General features: G+C 65.1%; 15 protein-coding genes. 10 read left to right on the top strand and 5 right to left on the bottom strand.

The annotated features are described in order from the left end of the window. Window positions 1–5: 5 nt before the first annotated feature. From P7A97_RS19215 to P7A97_RS19195, 5 genes are all read right to left on the bottom strand, one after another. Window positions 6–401: a DUF1850 domain-containing protein gene (locus tag P7A97_RS19215; RefSeq protein ID WP_277692003.1), complete on the bottom strand. Its 396-nt coding sequence runs from the start codon at window positions 399–401 to the stop codon at window positions 6–8. Beyond that, entirely contained in the window at window positions 398–2425 is a 2028-nt protein-coding gene (locus P7A97_RS19210; protein ID WP_277692001.1) for a TRAP transporter permease, read from the bottom strand. The genes P7A97_RS19215 and P7A97_RS19210 overlap by 4 nt, the downstream gene beginning before the upstream one ends. Window positions 2426–2590: 165 nt before the next feature. After that, window positions 2591–3544 (bottom strand): TAXI family TRAP transporter solute-binding subunit, encoded by a 954-nt coding sequence (locus P7A97_RS19205; RefSeq protein ID WP_277692000.1) that lies wholly within the window; start codon window positions 3542–3544, stop codon window positions 2591–2593. A gap of 297 nt (window positions 3545–3841) precedes the next feature. Then, entirely contained in the window at window positions 3842–5188 is a 1347-nt protein-coding gene (locus tag P7A97_RS19200; protein WP_277691998.1) for a sigma-54 dependent transcriptional regulator, read from the bottom strand. A gap of 42 nt (window positions 5189–5230) precedes the next feature. After that, complete coding sequence (locus P7A97_RS19195) at window positions 5231–6973, bottom strand: ATP-binding protein (RefSeq protein ID WP_277691997.1); 1743 nt, start codon at window positions 6971–6973, stop codon at window positions 5231–5233. 490 nt (window positions 6974–7463) lie between these two features. Here P7A97_RS19195 and tssA point away from each other — a divergent pair, with 490 nt between their 5' ends. The 10 genes from tssA to tssG are packed head-to-tail and all read left to right on the top strand — an operon-like array spanning window position 7464 to window position 16374. Continuing rightward, window positions 7464–9026 (top strand): type VI secretion system protein TssA, encoded by a 1563-nt coding sequence (tssA, locus tag P7A97_RS19190; RefSeq protein ID WP_277691995.1) that lies wholly within the window; start codon window positions 7464–7466, stop codon window positions 9024–9026. Window positions 9027–9061: 35 nt separating this feature from the next. Beyond that, window positions 9062–9568, top strand: a complete 507-nt coding sequence (gene tssB, locus P7A97_RS19185) for a type VI secretion system contractile sheath small subunit (protein WP_277691994.1) — start codon at window positions 9062–9064, stop codon at window positions 9566–9568. A gap of 23 nt (window positions 9569–9591) precedes the next feature. After that, entirely contained in the window at window positions 9592–11067 is a 1476-nt protein-coding gene (gene tssC / locus P7A97_RS19180) for a type VI secretion system contractile sheath large subunit (protein ID WP_277691992.1), read from the top strand. 4 nt (window positions 11068–11071) lie between these two features. Continuing rightward, window positions 11072–11476 carry a type VI secretion system baseplate subunit TssE gene (tssE, locus tag P7A97_RS19175; RefSeq protein WP_277691991.1) on the top strand — a complete coding sequence of 135 codons (405 nt, stop codon included), beginning with the start codon at window positions 11072–11074 and terminating at the stop codon, window positions 11474–11476. Window positions 11477–11500: 24 nt separating this feature from the next. After that, entirely contained in the window at window positions 11501–12094 is a 594-nt protein-coding gene (locus tag P7A97_RS19170) for a PAAR domain-containing protein (RefSeq protein WP_277691990.1), read from the top strand. 1 nt (window position 12095) lies between these two features. Further along, window positions 12096–12770, top strand: coding sequence for a hypothetical protein (locus P7A97_RS19165; protein ID WP_277691989.1), 675 nt, complete (start codon window positions 12096–12098; stop codon window positions 12768–12770). Continuing rightward, on the top strand, window positions 12767–13144 hold the full coding sequence (locus P7A97_RS19160; RefSeq protein WP_277691987.1) for a hypothetical protein: 378 nt from the start codon (window positions 12767–12769) through the stop codon (window positions 13142–13144). The genes P7A97_RS19165 and P7A97_RS19160 overlap by 4 nt, the downstream gene beginning before the upstream one ends. Before the next feature lie 4 nt (window positions 13145–13148). Continuing rightward, window positions 13149–13613, top strand: a complete 465-nt coding sequence (locus tag P7A97_RS19155; RefSeq protein ID WP_277691986.1) for a carboxypeptidase-like regulatory domain-containing protein — start codon at window positions 13149–13151, stop codon at window positions 13611–13613. Then, entirely contained in the window at window positions 13613–15403 is a 1791-nt protein-coding gene (tssF, locus tag P7A97_RS19150; RefSeq protein WP_277691984.1) for a type VI secretion system baseplate subunit TssF, read from the top strand. The genes P7A97_RS19155 and tssF overlap by 1 nt, the downstream gene beginning before the upstream one ends. Further along, the gene (gene tssG, locus P7A97_RS19145) at window positions 15367–16374 is read left to right on the top strand and encodes a type VI secretion system baseplate subunit TssG (RefSeq protein ID WP_277691983.1); all 1008 of its coding nucleotides are present in this window, start codon (window positions 15367–15369) and stop codon (window positions 16372–16374) included. The genes tssF and tssG overlap by 37 nt, the downstream gene beginning before the upstream one ends. The last annotated feature ends 5 nt before the right edge of the window (window positions 16375–16379 follow it).

Here is a 16379-nt window from a genome sequence, read left to right as displayed (position 1 = left end):
CGGGATCAGCGATGGAGCGTGCAGCTCCAGAGTTCCAGTGCCGGCCGGTCCGCTCGTGGCGGCCCCAACCACTCGCCAAGGGTATGGCAGCGCTGGTCGAAACAGAGTTGATAGTCGCCGGCCTCGGGCGTACGCCCGACACGCAGCGGTTGTAGCGGCGGCATCTGCCGGCGGTAGTGCCAGCTGCCGTCACGCAGTTCGGCGCCGTCCGGTATCTCCATGCCGGCGCCTGTCCCGCGTACCCGCGCCTCGCCGAGCAACAAGCCCTCGGCGGTGACGCGGTAGTCTTCTTCCCAGCGGATCTTCTCGATGGTGTGATTCCAGGCCAGGGTGAACCCGGCCTCCGGCAACGCCACCTGAGCCCAGACCGCTCCGGCCAGGCCCATGCACAGGCCGATCACGCGGCAGCCAGGCTCGCGCGCCGTGCCCGCCAGAAGTGCTGGACAAGGAACAGCGCCGCCAGGGCAAAGCCGATTTCATCGGTGATCGGCGCCGCGATGATCAGCGCCGCACCAGCGGCGAAGCCGAGGATGCGCTCCCACCAGCTCAGGCTGCGCTGCAGGTAGCCGGTGAACACCGCGCCCCAGATGCCGATGGCCAGCACCGCCTTGAGCACCACGTAGGCGGTGGCCAGCAGGCTGTCGCCCTGCAGCATCAGGCCGGGCGAATACACCGCCATGTACGGCACGATGAAGCCGGCGACGGCGATGCGGATCGCCCACAGGCTGATCTTCAGGCCCTTCTCCTTGGCGATCGGCGCGGCGGCGAAGCAGGCCAGCGCCACCGGCGGCGTGAGGTCGGCCATGATGCCGAAGTAGAAGACGAACATGTGCGAGACGATCAGCGGCACGCCGAGATCGAGCAGTGCCGGCGCGGCAATCGAGCTGGTGATGATGTAGTTGGGAATGGTCGGGATGCCCATGCCCAGCACCAGGCAGGTGAGCATGGTCAGCACCAGCGAGAGGAACAGGTTGTCCTGGCCGATGGCGAGGATGTAGCCGGCGAAGGTCGAGGCCACACCGGTCAGCGACACCACGCCGATGATCACTCCGACCAGGGCGCAGGCGATGCCCACCGGCACCGCGTGGCGGGCGCCTTCGACCAGCGCGTGCAGGCACAGGGTCAGGGTCTCGCGGCCGCCCTTGACGAACCAGCAGACCGCCACCAGCGCCGCAATGACGCCGAATACCACGCCGATGCCGAGCTGGAAGAAGCCGGCACAGAGCACGCCCAGGGCGATCCAGAAAGCGAAACGCATGGCCTTGGACGATACCCGCAGGATGATCGCCGAACCGATGATGACGATGGCGGTCAGGGCCAGGCCCACGGTGCCGGAGAACAGCGGCGTGCGCCCGGAGAACAGCAGGTAGATGAGGATGGCCAAGGGGATCAGCAGGAACCAGCGCTCGCGTACCGACTTCCAGGGGTTCGGGCACTCGTCCTTGGGCAGGCCGACCAGGTTGGCGCGCTTGGCTTCCAGGTGGACCATCCAGAACACCGAACCGAAGTACAGCAGTGCCGGGATCAGCGCGGCCTTGGCCACTTCGTAGAAGGGCACGTTGATGGTCTCGGCCATGATGAAGGCCACCGCGCCCATGATCGGCGGCATGATCTGGCTGCCCATCGACGAAGTGGCCTCCACCCCACCGGCGAAGCCGGCGCGATAGCCGAAGCGCTTCATCAGCGGGATGGTGAACTGGCCGGTGGTGACCACGTTGGCCACGCCCGAACCGGTGATGGTGCCCATCAGCGCCGAGGACACCACCGAGACCTTGGCCGGGCCACCGACCTTGTGGCCGAACAGGCCCATGGCGAAGTCGGTGAACAGCTTGATCATGCCGGCCTGTTCGAGGAAGGCGCCGAACAGGATGAACAGGAAGATATAGGTGGCCGAGACATAGGTCGGCGTGCCGTACAGGCCCTCGGTGCCGAAGGACAGCTGGTTAACCAGCTGATCCAGGGCATAGCCGCGGTGCATCAGGTCGCCCGGCAGGTACTGGCCGAACAGGCCGTAGACCAGGAACAGCGCGCAGATGATCGGCAGGGCGATACCCATGACCCGCCGCGCCGCCTCGAACACCAGCACGATCAGCACCAGGCCGATGACCATGTCGCTGCTGGTCAGATCGCCCGAGCGCTGGATCAGGTCGGCCTCGAAGTACCACTGGTACGCCGCCGTGGCCATGCCGGCCAGGCCCAGCAGCCAGCCCAGCGGCTGGAACGGGCGCTTGCTGCCGAAGGCCGGGATGCTGATGAACACCACCAGCAACAGAAAACCCACGTGCACCGCGCGCAGCACCTGGGTGGACACCGGGTGAAAGGCGGCGGTGACGATCTGGAAGATGGAAAACAGCAGTGCCACGGCGAAAAGCGCCTTGGGCCAACTGCTCGGACTGGCCGAGAGCCCTTCGTGGTGCTCGCTCATGAACCTAGTACCTCAATGACCATGGGACTAGAGCTGCCGGCAAAGGGCAAACGTGGGTTCAGCCTTTGCCGGTGTCTCTAAGCAGAATAGTTCTGGCCGCCCTTGGCGGGCCGACGGTGGCACGCCGGGGAGGCCGCTGAACGGCCCACCCGGCGCGCGTGGGGATCAGAGTGCGCCGGCTTCCTTGTAGAAGCGCTCGGCACCCGGATGCAGCGGAATCGGCAGGTTCTTCGCCGCGCCTTCCAGCTTGATGTCCTTGGCCGCGGAGTGGGCATTGCCCAGGCGGTCGAGGTTGTCGAACATCAGCTTGGTCATCTGGTAGGCCACCTCGTCGGACACGCCTTCGTGGCTGACCAGGATGTTGGTGATGGCCACGGTCGGCACGTCTGCAGCCTGGCCGTCGTAGGTGTTGGCCGGGATGGTGGCGGCCTGGTAGGCGGCGTTGCCGATCTTGCCTACCACGTCGGCCGGGATGGCGACGAAGCTGACCTTCATGGTCGAGGCCAGGTCACGGATGGCGGCCATGCCCAGGCCGGAGGACTGCAGGGTGGCGTCCAGCTGACGGTTCTTGATCAGCTCGACCGACTCGGCGTAGGGCAGGAACTGCACCTCACCCATGTCCTCGTAGCTCAGACCGGCGGCCTTGAAGATGGCGCGGGCATTCAGCTCGGTGCCGGACTTCGGCGCGCCGACGGAGATGCGCTTGCCCTTGAGGTCGGCCAGGGTCTGGATGTTGGCATCGGCGTTGGCCACGATCTGGATGTAGTTCGGGTAGGTGCCGGCGATGGCGCGCAGCTTCTTCAGCGGCGCCTTGAAACCGGCCTCTTCCACGCCGTTCCAGGCATCGGCCACCGAGTCGCCGAGGGCGAAGGCCAGCTCACCACGACCGGCCTGCAGCAGGTTGAGGTTTTCCACCGAGGCCTTGGTGGCCTGCACCGACGTCTTCGAACCTTCGATGCCATTGCCGTACAGCTGCGACAGGGCAACACCGATCGGGTAGTACACGCCGCTGGTGCCACCGGTGAGGATGTTGATGAAGGTCGGGGCGGCGATGGCCGCGGTGCTGGCGGTGAACGCTGCGGCGGCGGCGAACAGGCTGAGACGCTTGGTCAGGGTCATGCGGATGTCTCCATTGTTGTTGTCGGTGGGTCGCGCCCGTGGAGCTGGGCAGCAACCTGGCAACAAGAACGGCGAGCGTCCCCCGGCGGGCCGGGCTGGATCAGAAGTCGGCAGACTCCAGGCAGGCAATGCCCACTCGGTCGTTCTTGTTCTCACCCTCGAGAGGGCATGGCAGAAACCATAGCAGCCAGCGTGCCAGAGGCTGAAAAGGCCGATCTAGAGGGGTTCCCCCACAAAATCAGGGTGTTGATAAGCGGAAATCCGCCGATCACGCATCGCACATCAGCAAGAATCCGCCTACTCCTCGCCCGCCCCGCCTTCACCGAGGAAGTCCACGCGGCTCAGGCCATGGCGCTGCATCTTCTCGTTGAGGGTTCGCCGCGGCAGCTGCAGCAGCGCCATCACCTCGGCGATATTGCCCTGGCAGCGCTGCAGGGCCTGACGCAGGCATTGCGCCTCGAACGCCTCCATCTGCTCGGCCAGCGACTGGCCGCCCGCCGCCTCCACCGCCGGTGCCGAAAGACCAAGCGCATGGCGCTCGGCGGCGTTGATCAGCTCGCGTACGTTGCCCGGCCAGTTGTGGGCCAGCAGCCGCGCCAGCTCGCCCGGCGGCAGCGGCGGCGCCTCGCGGCCATGGCGCCGGGCGGCCTCGGCGGCGAAGTGTTCGAACAGCAGGGGAATGTCCTCGCGCCGCTCGCGCAGCGGCGGAATATGCAGCTCGGCGACATTGAGGCGATACAGCAGATCCTCGCGGAAGCGCCCGCCGCGTACTTCGTCGCGCAGGTCCGGCTTGGCCGCGCTGATCACCCGCAGGTCGACGGCGATACTCTTGTTCGAACCCAGGCGCTCCAGGCTGCGCTCCTGGATCACCCGCAGCAGCTTGACCTGCTGCGCCAGCGGCATGCTCTCGATCTCGTCGAGGAACAGCGAGCCGCCGTCGGCGTGCTCGATGCGGCCGATACGTTTGGCCTGGGCACCGGTGAAGGCGCCGCTCTCGTGGCCGAACAGCTCGCTCTCGAAGATGGTCTCGGGAATCGCCGCACAGTTGAGGGCGACGAAAGGCTTGGCCGCCCGCGGGCCGAACTGGTGCAGGCAACGCGCCACCCGCTCCTTGCCGCTGCCGGTGTCGCCACGGATCAGCACGTTGACCGAAGTCTGCGCCAGCTCCAGCACCTGCCGGCGCAGGGTCTGCATGGCCGGCGACACGCCGAGTAGCTCGGCTTCGATACGCCCGGTGGCAGCCACCTGGGCGCGTAGCTGGCGGTTCTCCAGCACCAGCCGGCGCTTGTCCAGGGCACGGCGCAGGCTGTCCAGCAAACGCTCAGGGGTAAAAGGCTTCTCGATAAAGTCGTAGGCGCCCTGGCGCAGCGCCTTCACCGCCATGGGCACATCGCCGTGGCCGGTGACCATGATCACCGGCAGGTCGCGGTCGCGCTGCAGCAGGGCATCGAGCAGTTGCAGGCCGTCCGTGCCGGGCATGCGCACATCGCTGACCACCACGCCGGCAAAGTCCGCCTCGACCAGCGCCAGCGCCGCGGCCGCCGACTCACAGGTGCATACCTCAAGCCCGGACAGCTCCAGCCACTGCTGCACCGCCTCGCGGATCGCCGCCTCGTCGTCGACAAAGATCACCTGGCCGTTCATGCCACCTCCCGTTGCGAAGGGCCGCAGTGTAGCCCGGATGGACTAGGCCGCCGCCAGCCGCAGGCTGAAGATCGCCCCGGCCTCACCATTGCGCGCCGTCAGGCTGCCGCCCAGTTCGTGGACGATGCCGTAGGACACCGCCAGGCCCAGGCCCAGCCCCTCGCCCACCGGCTTGGTGGTGAAGAATGGCTCGAACAGGTGCGTCAGGTGTTCCTCGGCGATGCCCGCGCCACTGTCTTCCACGTCCAGTCGCCAGGCCTCGCCTTCGCGTTCGATACGTAACCTGAGTTGCCGCTGCGCACACTCGGCCATGGCATCCAGGGCGTTGTGCAGCAGGTTGAGCAGCACCTGCTCCAGGCGGATGGCATCACCCAGCACCCAGGCCGGCTCGGCCTGCTCGCGGGTGATCTCCACGCCCTCGGCACGCATGCGTGGCGCCAGCAGTTGCAGAGCCTGGTCCAGCACCTGGCCCAGCTCCAGGCGCTCGCGCAGGCCACCCGGGCTCTTGCGCGCGAAGGTCTTGAGATGGCCGGTCAGCCCGGCCATGCGCTGCAGCAGACCCTCGATACGCTGCACGCCAACTCGTGCCGGCTCCACGCGATCCTGCTCCAGCAGCAGGCGCAGGCTGCCGAGCTGCATCTGCATGGCGGTCAGCGGCTGGTTCAGTTCATGCGCCAGCGCCGCCGACATCTGCCCCAGCGCCGCCAGCTTGGCCGCCTGCACCAGCTCATCCTGGGCCGTGCGCAGGGCCGCGGTGCGCTCTTCCACCAGGCGCTCCAGCTCCTCGCGGCTGCGTTGCTGCAGGCGCTGGGTCTTGCGCCGCTGCAGCAGCCAGAGCAGCAGGAACACCGCGGTGGTCCACAGACCGGCGGCAGCCAGGCGGTAGCTGCGCACCACGCCGGCCACGGCAGCGGGCTCGACCAGCAGGTGCAGGGTCCAGCCCTCGTCGTTCAGCTCGCGGCGCTGCCAGAGATAGTCGCGGCGCCCGTCCGGACCCTCGACGCGGCGCTGCTCGGCCAGTGCCGAGATCTGTCGCAAGGTGGTGCTGGGCAGCGGCTGCAGGTTTTGCCGGGCAAACTTGCGCGCCTGCTCCAACTCAAGCCGCTGCGCCTCGGCCAGCGGCCGCAGCTGGCGAAAGCGCCAGGCCGGGCGGTTGCTGAGAATCACCACGCCATGCCGATCACTGACCAGCAGCACATCGGTCTGGCCGACCCACTCACGCTGCAGTTCTTCCAGCTCGAGCTTGACCACCAGCACGCCGAGCACCTGGCCGCTGGCGTCCTTGACCGCATGGGAAAGGAAATAGCCGGGTACGCCGGTGGTCACGCCGACAGCAAAGTAGCGGCCGGAATCCTCGCGCACGGCGTCCTGAAAATAGGGGCGAAACGCATAGTTGTTACCGACGAAGCTGCTCCACTCACGCCAGTTGCTGGCGGCGATGGCTTCGCCGGAACTGTCGAGCAGGTACAGCACCGCGGAGCCGGCAGCTCCGTTGAGCGACTCCAGGCGACGATTGATCGCCTGGCGCAGCAAAGGGTCGCCGGGCGCGTTCAGCAGGTCGCGAATCGCCCCATCCTGCGCCAGCAGCGCCGGCACAGAACGAAAGCGCTCGACCAGGGTGTGCACCGACTGCGCATACAGCTCCAGCTGTGCAGCCGCCTCCTCGCTGCGCTGGCTCCAGGCCCGCCGCTCTGCCAACAGGCCGGCCAGCCAGACACACAGCGCCAGTCCGACCAGGATGCCGATGACGACCATAAGGCGATGACGTGGAAGGACCGAAGGCATGGAGGGGCTCGCACCGACGCAGAGCCGGCATGGTAGCAAAGGCGCCCGCAGGCCGAGCGACTGCAGCGGAACCGACGAAGAAGCCTGTCGGCATGTTCAGCCGCGCACACCAGAATCACTACAGGTTCACACTACGAGGCATTCGTCGCCACACTTTTGTGAACTGCAACTTACTAATCGGTAAGTCATTACTTACATATATCGGCGAACTTTCCCACACCTCATTAATACACTTTTTATTGACGCCATAATTGCAACTTCCCATTCGCGACATTGCGTCTTGCTAATCGCTCCGCTTGCCGAACTCATCACACTTCTTGCCTTGTCGATCCTTTCCTCCGGGACTAGGATGCCCACCCCATAAGGACTTTGCGCAATTTGTTGCGCATGGAAACTGCGCAAGAAGTTGCGCATAGCGAATGAGCCAGCGGCGTTCTTCATATATATGGAAACGCCCTCAAGTTGCTCACTGCCTATATAGAGTCAAGGAATGACTGCCTTTACCCCACTGGCCGAACATTATCTGAAATTGGCGAAAAACCCCGTTGAGGAGGGTAACTTCGCCGGTGCCGATATGCGTTATTCCAGTGAATACGAAGCCCTCGAAAGCGAGCTGGAAAAGGCCGGCGCGCTGCACCAGACCGAGGCCATCGACTGGCAAAAAATCCGCGACCTGAGCGAAGCCCTGCTGCGCCACCAGTCCAAGGACCTGCGCGCCGCCTGCTGGCTGGTCTGGAGCCTGCACCAGCGCGAGGGCCTGAACGGCCTGCAGGCCGGCCTGGGCCTGCTGCTGGAGCTGTGCCAGCAGCGCTGGGACGACCTGCACCCGCGCAAGGATCGCACCCGCGCCGCCGCCCTCACCTGGCTCATGCCACGCGTGGAGAAGGTGCTCGGCGAAGACATTCCGATCGCCGCCCAGTTGCCGTTGTTCCGCAGCCTGGCCGAACTGCTGCGCGGCCTGGAAAGCTGCCTGGGCGAACGCCTCGGCGAAGACGCTCCGCTGCTACTGCCGCTGTGCCGGCGCCTGGACGAACAGATCGCCCGCGCCGCCCAGGGCCACAGTGAGCCCGGCACGGTCGGCGCCGCCATCGCCCAGGTCAAGCAGGCCGCCGCGCAGGTGTTCAACCCGGCCACCCCGCTGGACAACGAGCGCGACGCGCACAAGTCGCTGCGCGCCCTGCAGGATGGCGCCCGACCGCTGTGTGCCTGGTGGCTGAAGCAGAAGGCCAGCGACCTGCGCGCCCTGCGCCTGTCCCGCACCCTGCTGTGGCTGCCGATCGATGGCCTTCCACAAGCCAATGCCGAACAGATCACCGCCCTGCGCGGCCTGCCAGCGGACAAGCTGGCCAGCTTCGCCGAGCGCTTCGCCGCTGGCCAGTACGCCGACCTGCTGGTGGAAGTGGAGGCCAGCATCGCCCGCGCGCCCTTCTGGCTGGATGGTCAACGCCTGGCCTGGGAATGCCTGCAGGAACTCGGTGCCGAGGCGGCCATGGTCGAAGTGGAGATGCAGCTGGCGCTGTTCCTCCAGCGCGTGCCCGGCCTGGAAGAACTGCGCTTTCACGACGGCGCGCCCTTCGCCGACGCCGAGACTCGCGCCTGGATCGGCGCCAGCGTCATGCCGCACCTGCAGGCGCCGAGCGCCGAGCCAACCGTGCAGGTCGGCTCCGGCGGCGAGCTGCCAGCCTGGGAAATCGCCCTGCAAGCCGCCTTGCCGCGCCTGCGCAAGGACGGCCTGAAGCCCGCCGTGCAGCAGCTCAAGCAGGGCATGGCACAGGCCCAGGGCGGGCGCGCGCGGTTCTTCTGGCAGCTGGCCCTGGCGCGCCTGTGCAGTGCGGCGAAGAAGCACGAACTGGCCAAGACCCAACTCGAATCCCTCGACCAGACGCTGCAGGCCTCCGGCCTCGGCGAGTGGGAACCCGATCTCGCCCTGGAAGTGCTGCGTCTGCTGCACAACTGCTACGAGCTGCTGCCGCAGAACCACGCGATCCGCGAGCGCAAGGAAGAGATCCACCGCAGGCTGTGCCACCTCGACCTCGAAGTGGTGCTGGATTGAGGCCGCAAGGCCTCCGAACGTAAAGGAGAACAACCATGGCCAAAGAAGGCTCGGTAGCCCCCAAGGAACGCATCAACGTCACCTTCAAACCCGCGACAGGCAACGCTCAGGAAGAGATCGAACTGCCGCTGAAGCTGATGGTGCTGGGCGATTTCACCCAGCGCGCCGACGAGCGCAAGATCGAGGATCGCAAGCCGATCAGCATCGACAAGAACAACTTCGACGAAGTGCTGGGCAAGCAGGAGCTGAGCCTGACCTTCGCCGTACCCAACCGCCTGCAGGACGAAGAAACCGATGACGAACTGCCGGTCGAGCTGAAGATCAACTCGCTGAAGGACTTCAACCCGGCCGCCGTGGTCGAACAGGTGCCGGAGCTGAAGAAGCTGATGGAACTGCGCGACGCCCTGGTCGCCCTGAAAGGCCCGCTGGGCAACGCCCCGGCCTTCCGCAAGGCCATCGAAAGCGTCCTCTCCGACGACGACTCCCGCGACCGCGTGCTGGGTGAACTGGGCCTCGCCGCCCAAGCCCCGCAAGACGCCTGATTTCTCGACAAGGAAGCCCGAGCATGAGCACCAGTGCAGTAGTGGAAAGTACCCGGAATGTCGCCGACGCCGGCATTCTCGACCGCATCATCGCGGAAACCCGCCTGACCCCGGACGACGAGGCCTATGACATCGCCAAACGTGGTGTTTCCGCCTTTATCGAAGAGCTGCTGAAGCCGCACAACCAGAACGAGCCGGTGAAGAAGGCCATGGTCGACCGCATGATTGCGGAGATCGACGCCAAGCTCAGCCGGCAGATGGACGAGATCCTGCACAACCCGCAGTTCCAGTCCCTGGAATCGGCCTGGCGCGGTCTCAAGCTGCTGGTCGATCGCACCGATTTCCGCGAGAACACCAAGCTGGAAATCCTCAACGCATCCAAGCAGGACCTGCTGGACGACTTCGAGGACAGCCCGGAAATCACCCAGTCCGGCCTGTACAAGCACATCTACACCGCCGAGTACGGCCAGTTCGGCGGCCAGCCGGTAGGCGCCATCGTCGCCAACTATTTCTTCGACCCCAGCTCGCCGGACATCAAGTGCATGCAGCATGTGGCCTCCGTGGCCTGCATGTCGCACGCGCCCTTCATCGCCGCCGCCGGCCCGAAATTCTTCGGCCTGGAGAGCTTCACCGGCCTGCCCAACCTGAAGGACCTCAAGGATCACTTCGAAGGCCCGCAGTTCGCCAAGTGGCAGAGCTTCCGCGAGCGCGAGGATGCGCGCTACGTCGGCTTGACCCTGCCGCGCTTCCTGCTGCGCAACCCCTACGATCCCGAAGAGAACCCGGTGAAGACCTTTGTCTACAAGGAGAGCGTGTCGGCCAGCCACGAGCATTACCTGTGGGGCAACACCGCCTACACCTTCGCCTCCAAGCTGACCGACAGCTTCGCCAAGTTCCGCTGGTGCCCGAACATCATCGGCCCGCAGAGCGGTGGCGCGGTGGAAGACCTGCCGCTGCACCACTTCGAGAGCATGGGCGAGATCGAGACCAAGATCCCCACCGAGGTGCTGGTCTCCGACCGTCGCGAGTACGAGCTGGCCGAGGAAGGCTTCATCGCCCTGACCATGCGCAAGGGTAGCGACAACGCCGCGTTCTTCTCCGCCAACTCCACGCAAAAGCCGAAGTTCTTCGGCATCAGCGAGGAAGGCAAGACCGCCGAACTGAACTACAAGCTCGGCACCCAGCTGCCCTACCTGTTCATCGTCAACCGCCTGGCGCACTACTTGAAAGTGCTGCAGCGCGAGCAGATCGGCGCCTGGAAAGAGCGCACCGACCTGGAGCTGGAACTGAACAAGTGGATTCGCCAGTTCGTCGCCGACCAGGAAAACCCCAGCTCCGAAGTCCGCAGCCGCCGTCCGCTGCGCGCCGCACAGGTGATCGTCAGCGACGTGGAAGGCGAGCCGGGCTGGTACCGCGTCAGCCTCAACGTGCGCCCGCACTTCAAGTACATGGGTGCCGATTTCACCCTGTCGCTGGTCGGCAAGCTGGACAAGGAATAAGCACATGGCCTACGGCAGCCTGTTCGAGCGCCTCGGCGGCGACACCGCCAATCGCGCCCGCCTCGACCACGAGGTGGCCGTGATGGCCTCGGTGGCTGCCCATCTGGCCAAGATGCTTAGCACCCGGGCGGGCAGCGTGCAGACGCTGCCCGACTACGGGTTGCCCGATCTCAACGACATGCGCCTGTCGCTGCACGACGCGTTGCAGCAGGCCCGCATGGCGATCGAACGCTTCATCGAACAATACGAGCCGCGCCTGAAACAGGTGCGGGTCATTTCCCTGCCGCGCGAGCACGACCCCCTCAGCCTCAACTTCGCCATCGAGGGGCTGCTGCAGGTCGATGGCATCAAGCGCCAGGTCAGTTTCGCCGCGCAGCTGGATGGCAGCGGGCAAGTGAAGGTCAGGTAAGGGCCTGTTCAAAGGAGAGCATGGATGTCCGGTAAACCCGCCGCCCGCCTGGGCGACCCCACCGCTTGCCCGATCCCCGGTCACGGCACCAACCCCATCGCCGTCGGCTCGCCCAATGTGCTGTTCGACAGCCTGCCGGCGGCCCGCCAGGGCGACGCCTCCGCCTGCGGCGGCGCCTTGAGCGGCAACGTGATCCCGACCGTGCTGATCAACGGCAAGCCGGCGACCACAATCGGCACCGTGGGTAATCACGGCAATGTGGTGGTGGCAGGGTCGGGGACGGTGTTGATCGGGGCCAGTGGGGGGGGCGCGGCGTTCAGCGCTCCCATGCCGCTGTCGATTCAAAAACTGGTTACTCACACCCAAGCGCTCAACCAAGCCTCGGGTATGACGGTACTTGGCACCCCCACAGAAAGCTTCGACATTCGAGTACAGATACTCGACCAGGCCAGCGGCCAACCGCTAGCAAACATGGCCTATACCGCCGCTCTGGAAGACGGCAGTGAAGTACATGGAACTACTGACCAGAGTGGCCTCACCCAAACCTTGGGACATAAAGGCGCACCTCAGCAAGTAGCCATTGTCGCCAAGCCAGGCTGGCTACTACGAGGCGAATGAGATGGCCAAACCACAAGCAGTCAAGGTAGGCAGCGTTGCCACCACTCCATCCGAAGATCAATCGCCGGCCCGGCTTTACCTGGTAGGGCAGGAAGACTTCGTCATACCTGTGGTTTTCCCTGACTACCTAATTCACATCGACGGTTACGAAGCCGAGCTCTTTGGCCGAAAAATCAAAATTCCTTCGCAAAAAGCTCCATATCTAGGCCACGCCGGAGTCCTGATCGTTAACGGTAAAACTGGGCTAACCAAATATTACGAATACGGTCGATACGGGCCTAACGGAAAGACACGCTCGGGGTCGATCCCGGATGTAAGCCTGAAAGGCGGAATGATCATCGAGTCTTCACTGAAGAGAACTTTGCGCGCGATATCCAGCCAGCACGGCCAAGCAGGTCGAATTGTTGGGGTCGTATTACGCGGTCAGGTATTCGACCAGGCGCTTGCCTGGCTCAAGGCCAAAGAGGCCGAGAACTCTAATCCCAAACGAAAGGCATATGACCTCAGCGATCACAACTGCATGACTTTTGTCGCGGACTTAGTCGATCACATCGGACTGGACAGCCCCTTTAGGCCACCTGTCGTAGTTCCCAGTGCCTACATGATGCAATTTCAAATCGGCAACCCTGATCTGGAGTACGACTATGTAAACGACACCCTGGAGATATCGGATTGAAGGTGCTCAAGTGGATATCTCTGATAGCAGCAGCACTGCTAATCATCCTGACGTTGGCTGTAGTGCTCTTCCTTCAGCTGGAGCCAATTGCCGCTACACCACAGCCACTGCGTGATCACCCTAACGCTCAGTGGAGCGGGGGTGTGGATGGTGGCTCATTCTTTGAAATTACGGATGTCGATCCGCCGCGTTACTTCGTTGAAATTCGCTATGAGAGCGGCACTATTTGGGCCCAAGGTTGGGTAAACGGGCAGGGCCAAGCCCTGACCAGCAGTGACTTCCTCGGCTACTACGGTGGGGATACCGTCGAGCTCAAAAATGGCCAGCAGCTTCGCCTGGAGAACAGAGATGGCAGCTCTATTCTCGCGGAGTAAGGCGATGGCCCATTTGGCAATCTCCTGTGCAGCGCCTTTGATTTTTAGCGCCTGCGTACCCTACCCCCACTCGGTCACCCGCAACCCGGCCATCGAGGGCCGTGTGCTGTCCGCCGAAACGGGCCAGGCGATGGTGGGCGCCAGGATCGAGCTGAATATCGGCAGCGACGAGTCCTGGCGCTACGAAACCCGCAGCGACGCCGAGGGCCGCTTTGCCTTCGACGAGCATAACGACTATCGCCTGTTCGCCCTGCTGGCGGATGCGCCGCGCTGCGGCACCACGCTGTCGATCAGCGCCCCCGGCTACCAAACGCGCCACTGCATCTGGATGAACATGCATTGGTGCTCGTCGACGCCAATCAAGCTGCCGCCCATCACGCTGCAGCCGAAGCACATCGCAGTCTCGCAAGAAGACTCCACAGAGGATCTCTGGCGCTGTATCGAATCGGCCAAGGAGCAGGCCCACTAATGTCCTTCAACCACCACTACCAGAGCGAACTCTCCGCCCTGCGCCAACTGGGCAAGCGCTTTTCCGAGCGCAGTCCGGCGTTGGCGCCGTTTCTCGGTCAGGCCGGGCGTGATCCGGATGTGGAGCGCCTGCTAGAGGGCTTCGCCTTTCTCACCGGGCGCCTGCGGCAGAAGCTCGATGACGAGCTGCCGGAGCTGACTCATTCGCTGATGCACCTGCTGTGGCCGAACTACATGCGCCCGCTGCCGGCCTTCAGCATGCTGCAGTTCGACCCGCTCAAGCGCCCCGGCCCGGCCCTGCAGGTTCCGCGCCATACGCCAGTGGAGGCCAAGGCCATCGAAGGTGTGACCTGCCGCTTCCGCACCGCCTACGCGACAGAAGTGCTGCCGCTGGCGCTGAGCGGCCTGGACTATTCGGTGAAGGGCGATGGCGCGCTGCTCAGCCTGCGCCTGGCCATGAGCGCCGACGGTCACCTCGGCGAGGTCGGCCTCAAGCAGCTGCGCCTGCACCTGGCCGGCGAGCGCTATATCGCCCAGCTGCTCTACCTCGGCCTGCTGCGTCATCTCGGGGGCATCCATCTGGTGCTGCTGGACGACGCCGGCCAGGCGCTGACGGACGACTACGGCCTGCCGCTACCGACCATCGGCCTGGCGGCCAATCAGGTCGAGGCGGTCGGCTTCAGCGAAGAACAGGCGCTGATCCCCTACCCGCACAACACCTTCCGCGGCTATCGCCACCTGCAGGAATACTTCGCCTTCCAGGACAAGTTCCTGTTCGTCGACCTCAAGGGCCTGGAGGCCATCGGCCGCCAGCCCGCCGAGGTGCTGGAGCGCGCCCGCGGCCTGGAACTGCGCTTCGATATCCGCAAGACCGGCCTGCAGCGCATCCGCCCGACTCAGGACAACGTGCGCCTGTACTGCGCGCCGGTGGTCAACCTGTTCGCCCACGACGCCATTCCGATCCGCCTGGACGGCAAGCAGGACCAGTACCTGCTGCTGCCGGCCGAGCTCGACCCGCAGCACTGCGGGGTGTTCTCGGTGGACCGGGTGACGGGCTGGAAGCCCGGTGGCATGGGCTACGAGGAGTACGTGCCGTTCGAGTCGTTCGAGCACGACACCAGCTTCGACCAGCCGCGCGCGCGCCCGCACTACAGCGTGCGCCAGCAACCCTCGCTACTCGGCGACGGCCTGGAAACCTGGCTGAGCTTCGGCGCGCGCAACGGCGAGGTGCAGGAGACCCTGTCCATCGAGCTGACCTGTACCAACCAGAGCCTGGCGCGCCAGCTCAAGCCGGGTGATATCTGCCTACCCAGCGAGGACACCCCGGAGTTCCTCACCTTCCGCAATATCGGCGCCGTCACCCCGAGCTATGCGCCGCCGCTGCACCGCGACTATCTGTGGAAGCTGATCTCCAACATGTCGCTGAACTACCTGTCGCTGGCCGACGTCGAGGCGCTCAAGGTCATCCTGGAGACCTACGACCTGCCGCGCCACTACGACCAGCACGCGCTCAAGGTCAGCCAGCGCATGCTCGGCGGCCTGAAGAAGATCGCCCATCAGCACGTCGACCGCCTGCATCGCGGCCTGCCGATTCGCGGCGTACGCACCGAACTGACCATGGATCCGGATGGCTACCTGGGCGAAGGGGACCTGTTCCTGTTCGCCTCGGTACTCAATGAGTTTTTCGCCCTCTACGCCAGCCTCAACAGCTACCACGAGCTGCGCGTACAGAGCACACAGGGAGAGGTGTACCAATGGACGCCGCGCATGGGGCAACAGCCCCTGCTTTGAGCAAATTCAGCTCCGGCATCCGCGAATACAGCCTCTTTCAAGGCGTATTGCGGGTACTGGAACGCCTGCGCGCCGCTCATCCCGAACTGGATGAGGAGGCGCTGTACGAGCGCCTGGAGTTCCAGGCCAACCCCAGCCTGGGCTTCCCCGGCAGCGACAGCGATCGCCTGGAGTTCTTCGAGGAGCACGGCGAGCTGCGCGCGCGCCTGCGCATCAACCTGGTCGGCCTGTTCGGTGCCGGCTCGCCGCTGCCCGCCTTCTACAGCGAGCAGGCGCTCGGTGACGGTCCGGACGGCAACACCACCCGCGACTTCCTCGACCTGTTCAATGACCGTTTGCAGCGCCTGCTCCTGCCGATCTGGCGTAAATACCGCTACTACGCGCACTACGATGCCGGCGCCCGCGACGCCTTCTCGGCACGGCTGTTCGCCCTGATCGGCCTGGGCGGCGAACAGATGCGCGCCAGCGAAGACCTCAACTGGCGCCGCCTGCTGCCCTACCTCGGCCTGCTCAGCCTGCGTGCCCACTCGGCGGCGCTGATCGAGTCGGTGCTGCGCTACTACTTCAAGCATGCCGACCTGCGCATCGAGCAGTGCGTCGAGCGCCGCGTCGAGATCATCGCCGAGCAGCGCAACCGCCTGGGCCTGGCCAACAGCCAGCTGGGCGAGAGCCTGGTGCTGGGCGAAGCGGTGCGCGACCGCGGCGGCAAGTTCCGCATCCACATCCGCCAGCTGAGCTGGGAGCGCTTCCACGAATTCCTGCCGATCGGCAGCGGCTACCAGCCACTGTGCGCGCTGGTGCGCTTCACCCTGCGCGACCCGCTGGACTACGACATCCGCCTGGCCCTGCGCCACGAGGAAATCCGCGAGCTGCGCATCGGCGCAGACAACCCCTGCCACCTGGGCTGGACCAGCTGGCTGGGCCACGAACAGGCCGACGGTGTGGTCACCATCGGCAGCAAGACTCACTAGGGAAA

This window comes from Pseudomonas sp. GOM6, from assembly GCF_029537485.1.
Classification (GTDB): Bacteria; Pseudomonadota; Gammaproteobacteria; order Pseudomonadales; family Pseudomonadaceae; genus Aquipseudomonas.
The sequence above is the reverse complement of the archived record's forward strand: the minus strand, read 5'-3'. Positions and strand labels throughout refer to the sequence as shown.

Coding starts and splice junctions, on each gene's coding strand:
- tssC (WP_277691992.1), top strand. CDS start 9,592: ATGAGCACCAGTGCAGTAGTGGAAAGTACCCGGAATGTCGCCGACGCC.
- tssF (WP_277691984.1), top strand. CDS start 13,613: ATGTCCTTCAACCACCACTACCAGAGCGAACTCTCCGCCCTGCGCCAA.
- tssE (WP_277691991.1), top strand. CDS start 11,072: ATGGCCTACGGCAGCCTGTTCGAGCGCCTCGGCGGCGACACCGCCAAT.
- P7A97_RS19155 (WP_277691986.1), top strand. CDS start 13,149: ATGGCCCATTTGGCAATCTCCTGTGCAGCGCCTTTGATTTTTAGCGCC.
- P7A97_RS19205 (WP_277692000.1), bottom strand. CDS start 3,544: ATGACCCTGACCAAGCGTCTCAGCCTGTTCGCCGCCGCCGCAGCGTTC.
- P7A97_RS19170 (WP_277691990.1), top strand. CDS start 11,501: ATGTCCGGTAAACCCGCCGCCCGCCTGGGCGACCCCACCGCTTGCCCG.
- P7A97_RS19165 (WP_277691989.1), top strand. CDS start 12,096: ATGGCCAAACCACAAGCAGTCAAGGTAGGCAGCGTTGCCACCACTCCA.
- P7A97_RS19200 (WP_277691998.1), bottom strand. CDS start 5,188: ATGAACGGCCAGGTGATCTTTGTCGACGACGAGGCGGCGATCCGCGAG.
- tssB (WP_277691994.1), top strand. CDS start 9,062: ATGGCCAAAGAAGGCTCGGTAGCCCCCAAGGAACGCATCAACGTCACC.
- tssG (WP_277691983.1), top strand. CDS start 15,367: ATGGACGCCGCGCATGGGGCAACAGCCCCTGCTTTGAGCAAATTCAGC.
- P7A97_RS19210 (WP_277692001.1), bottom strand. CDS start 2,425: ATGAGCGAGCACCACGAAGGGCTCTCGGCCAGTCCGAGCAGTTGGCCC.
- tssA (WP_277691995.1), top strand. CDS start 7,464: ATGACTGCCTTTACCCCACTGGCCGAACATTATCTGAAATTGGCGAAA.
- P7A97_RS19195 (WP_277691997.1), bottom strand. CDS start 6,973: ATGCCTTCGGTCCTTCCACGTCATCGCCTTATGGTCGTCATCGGCATC.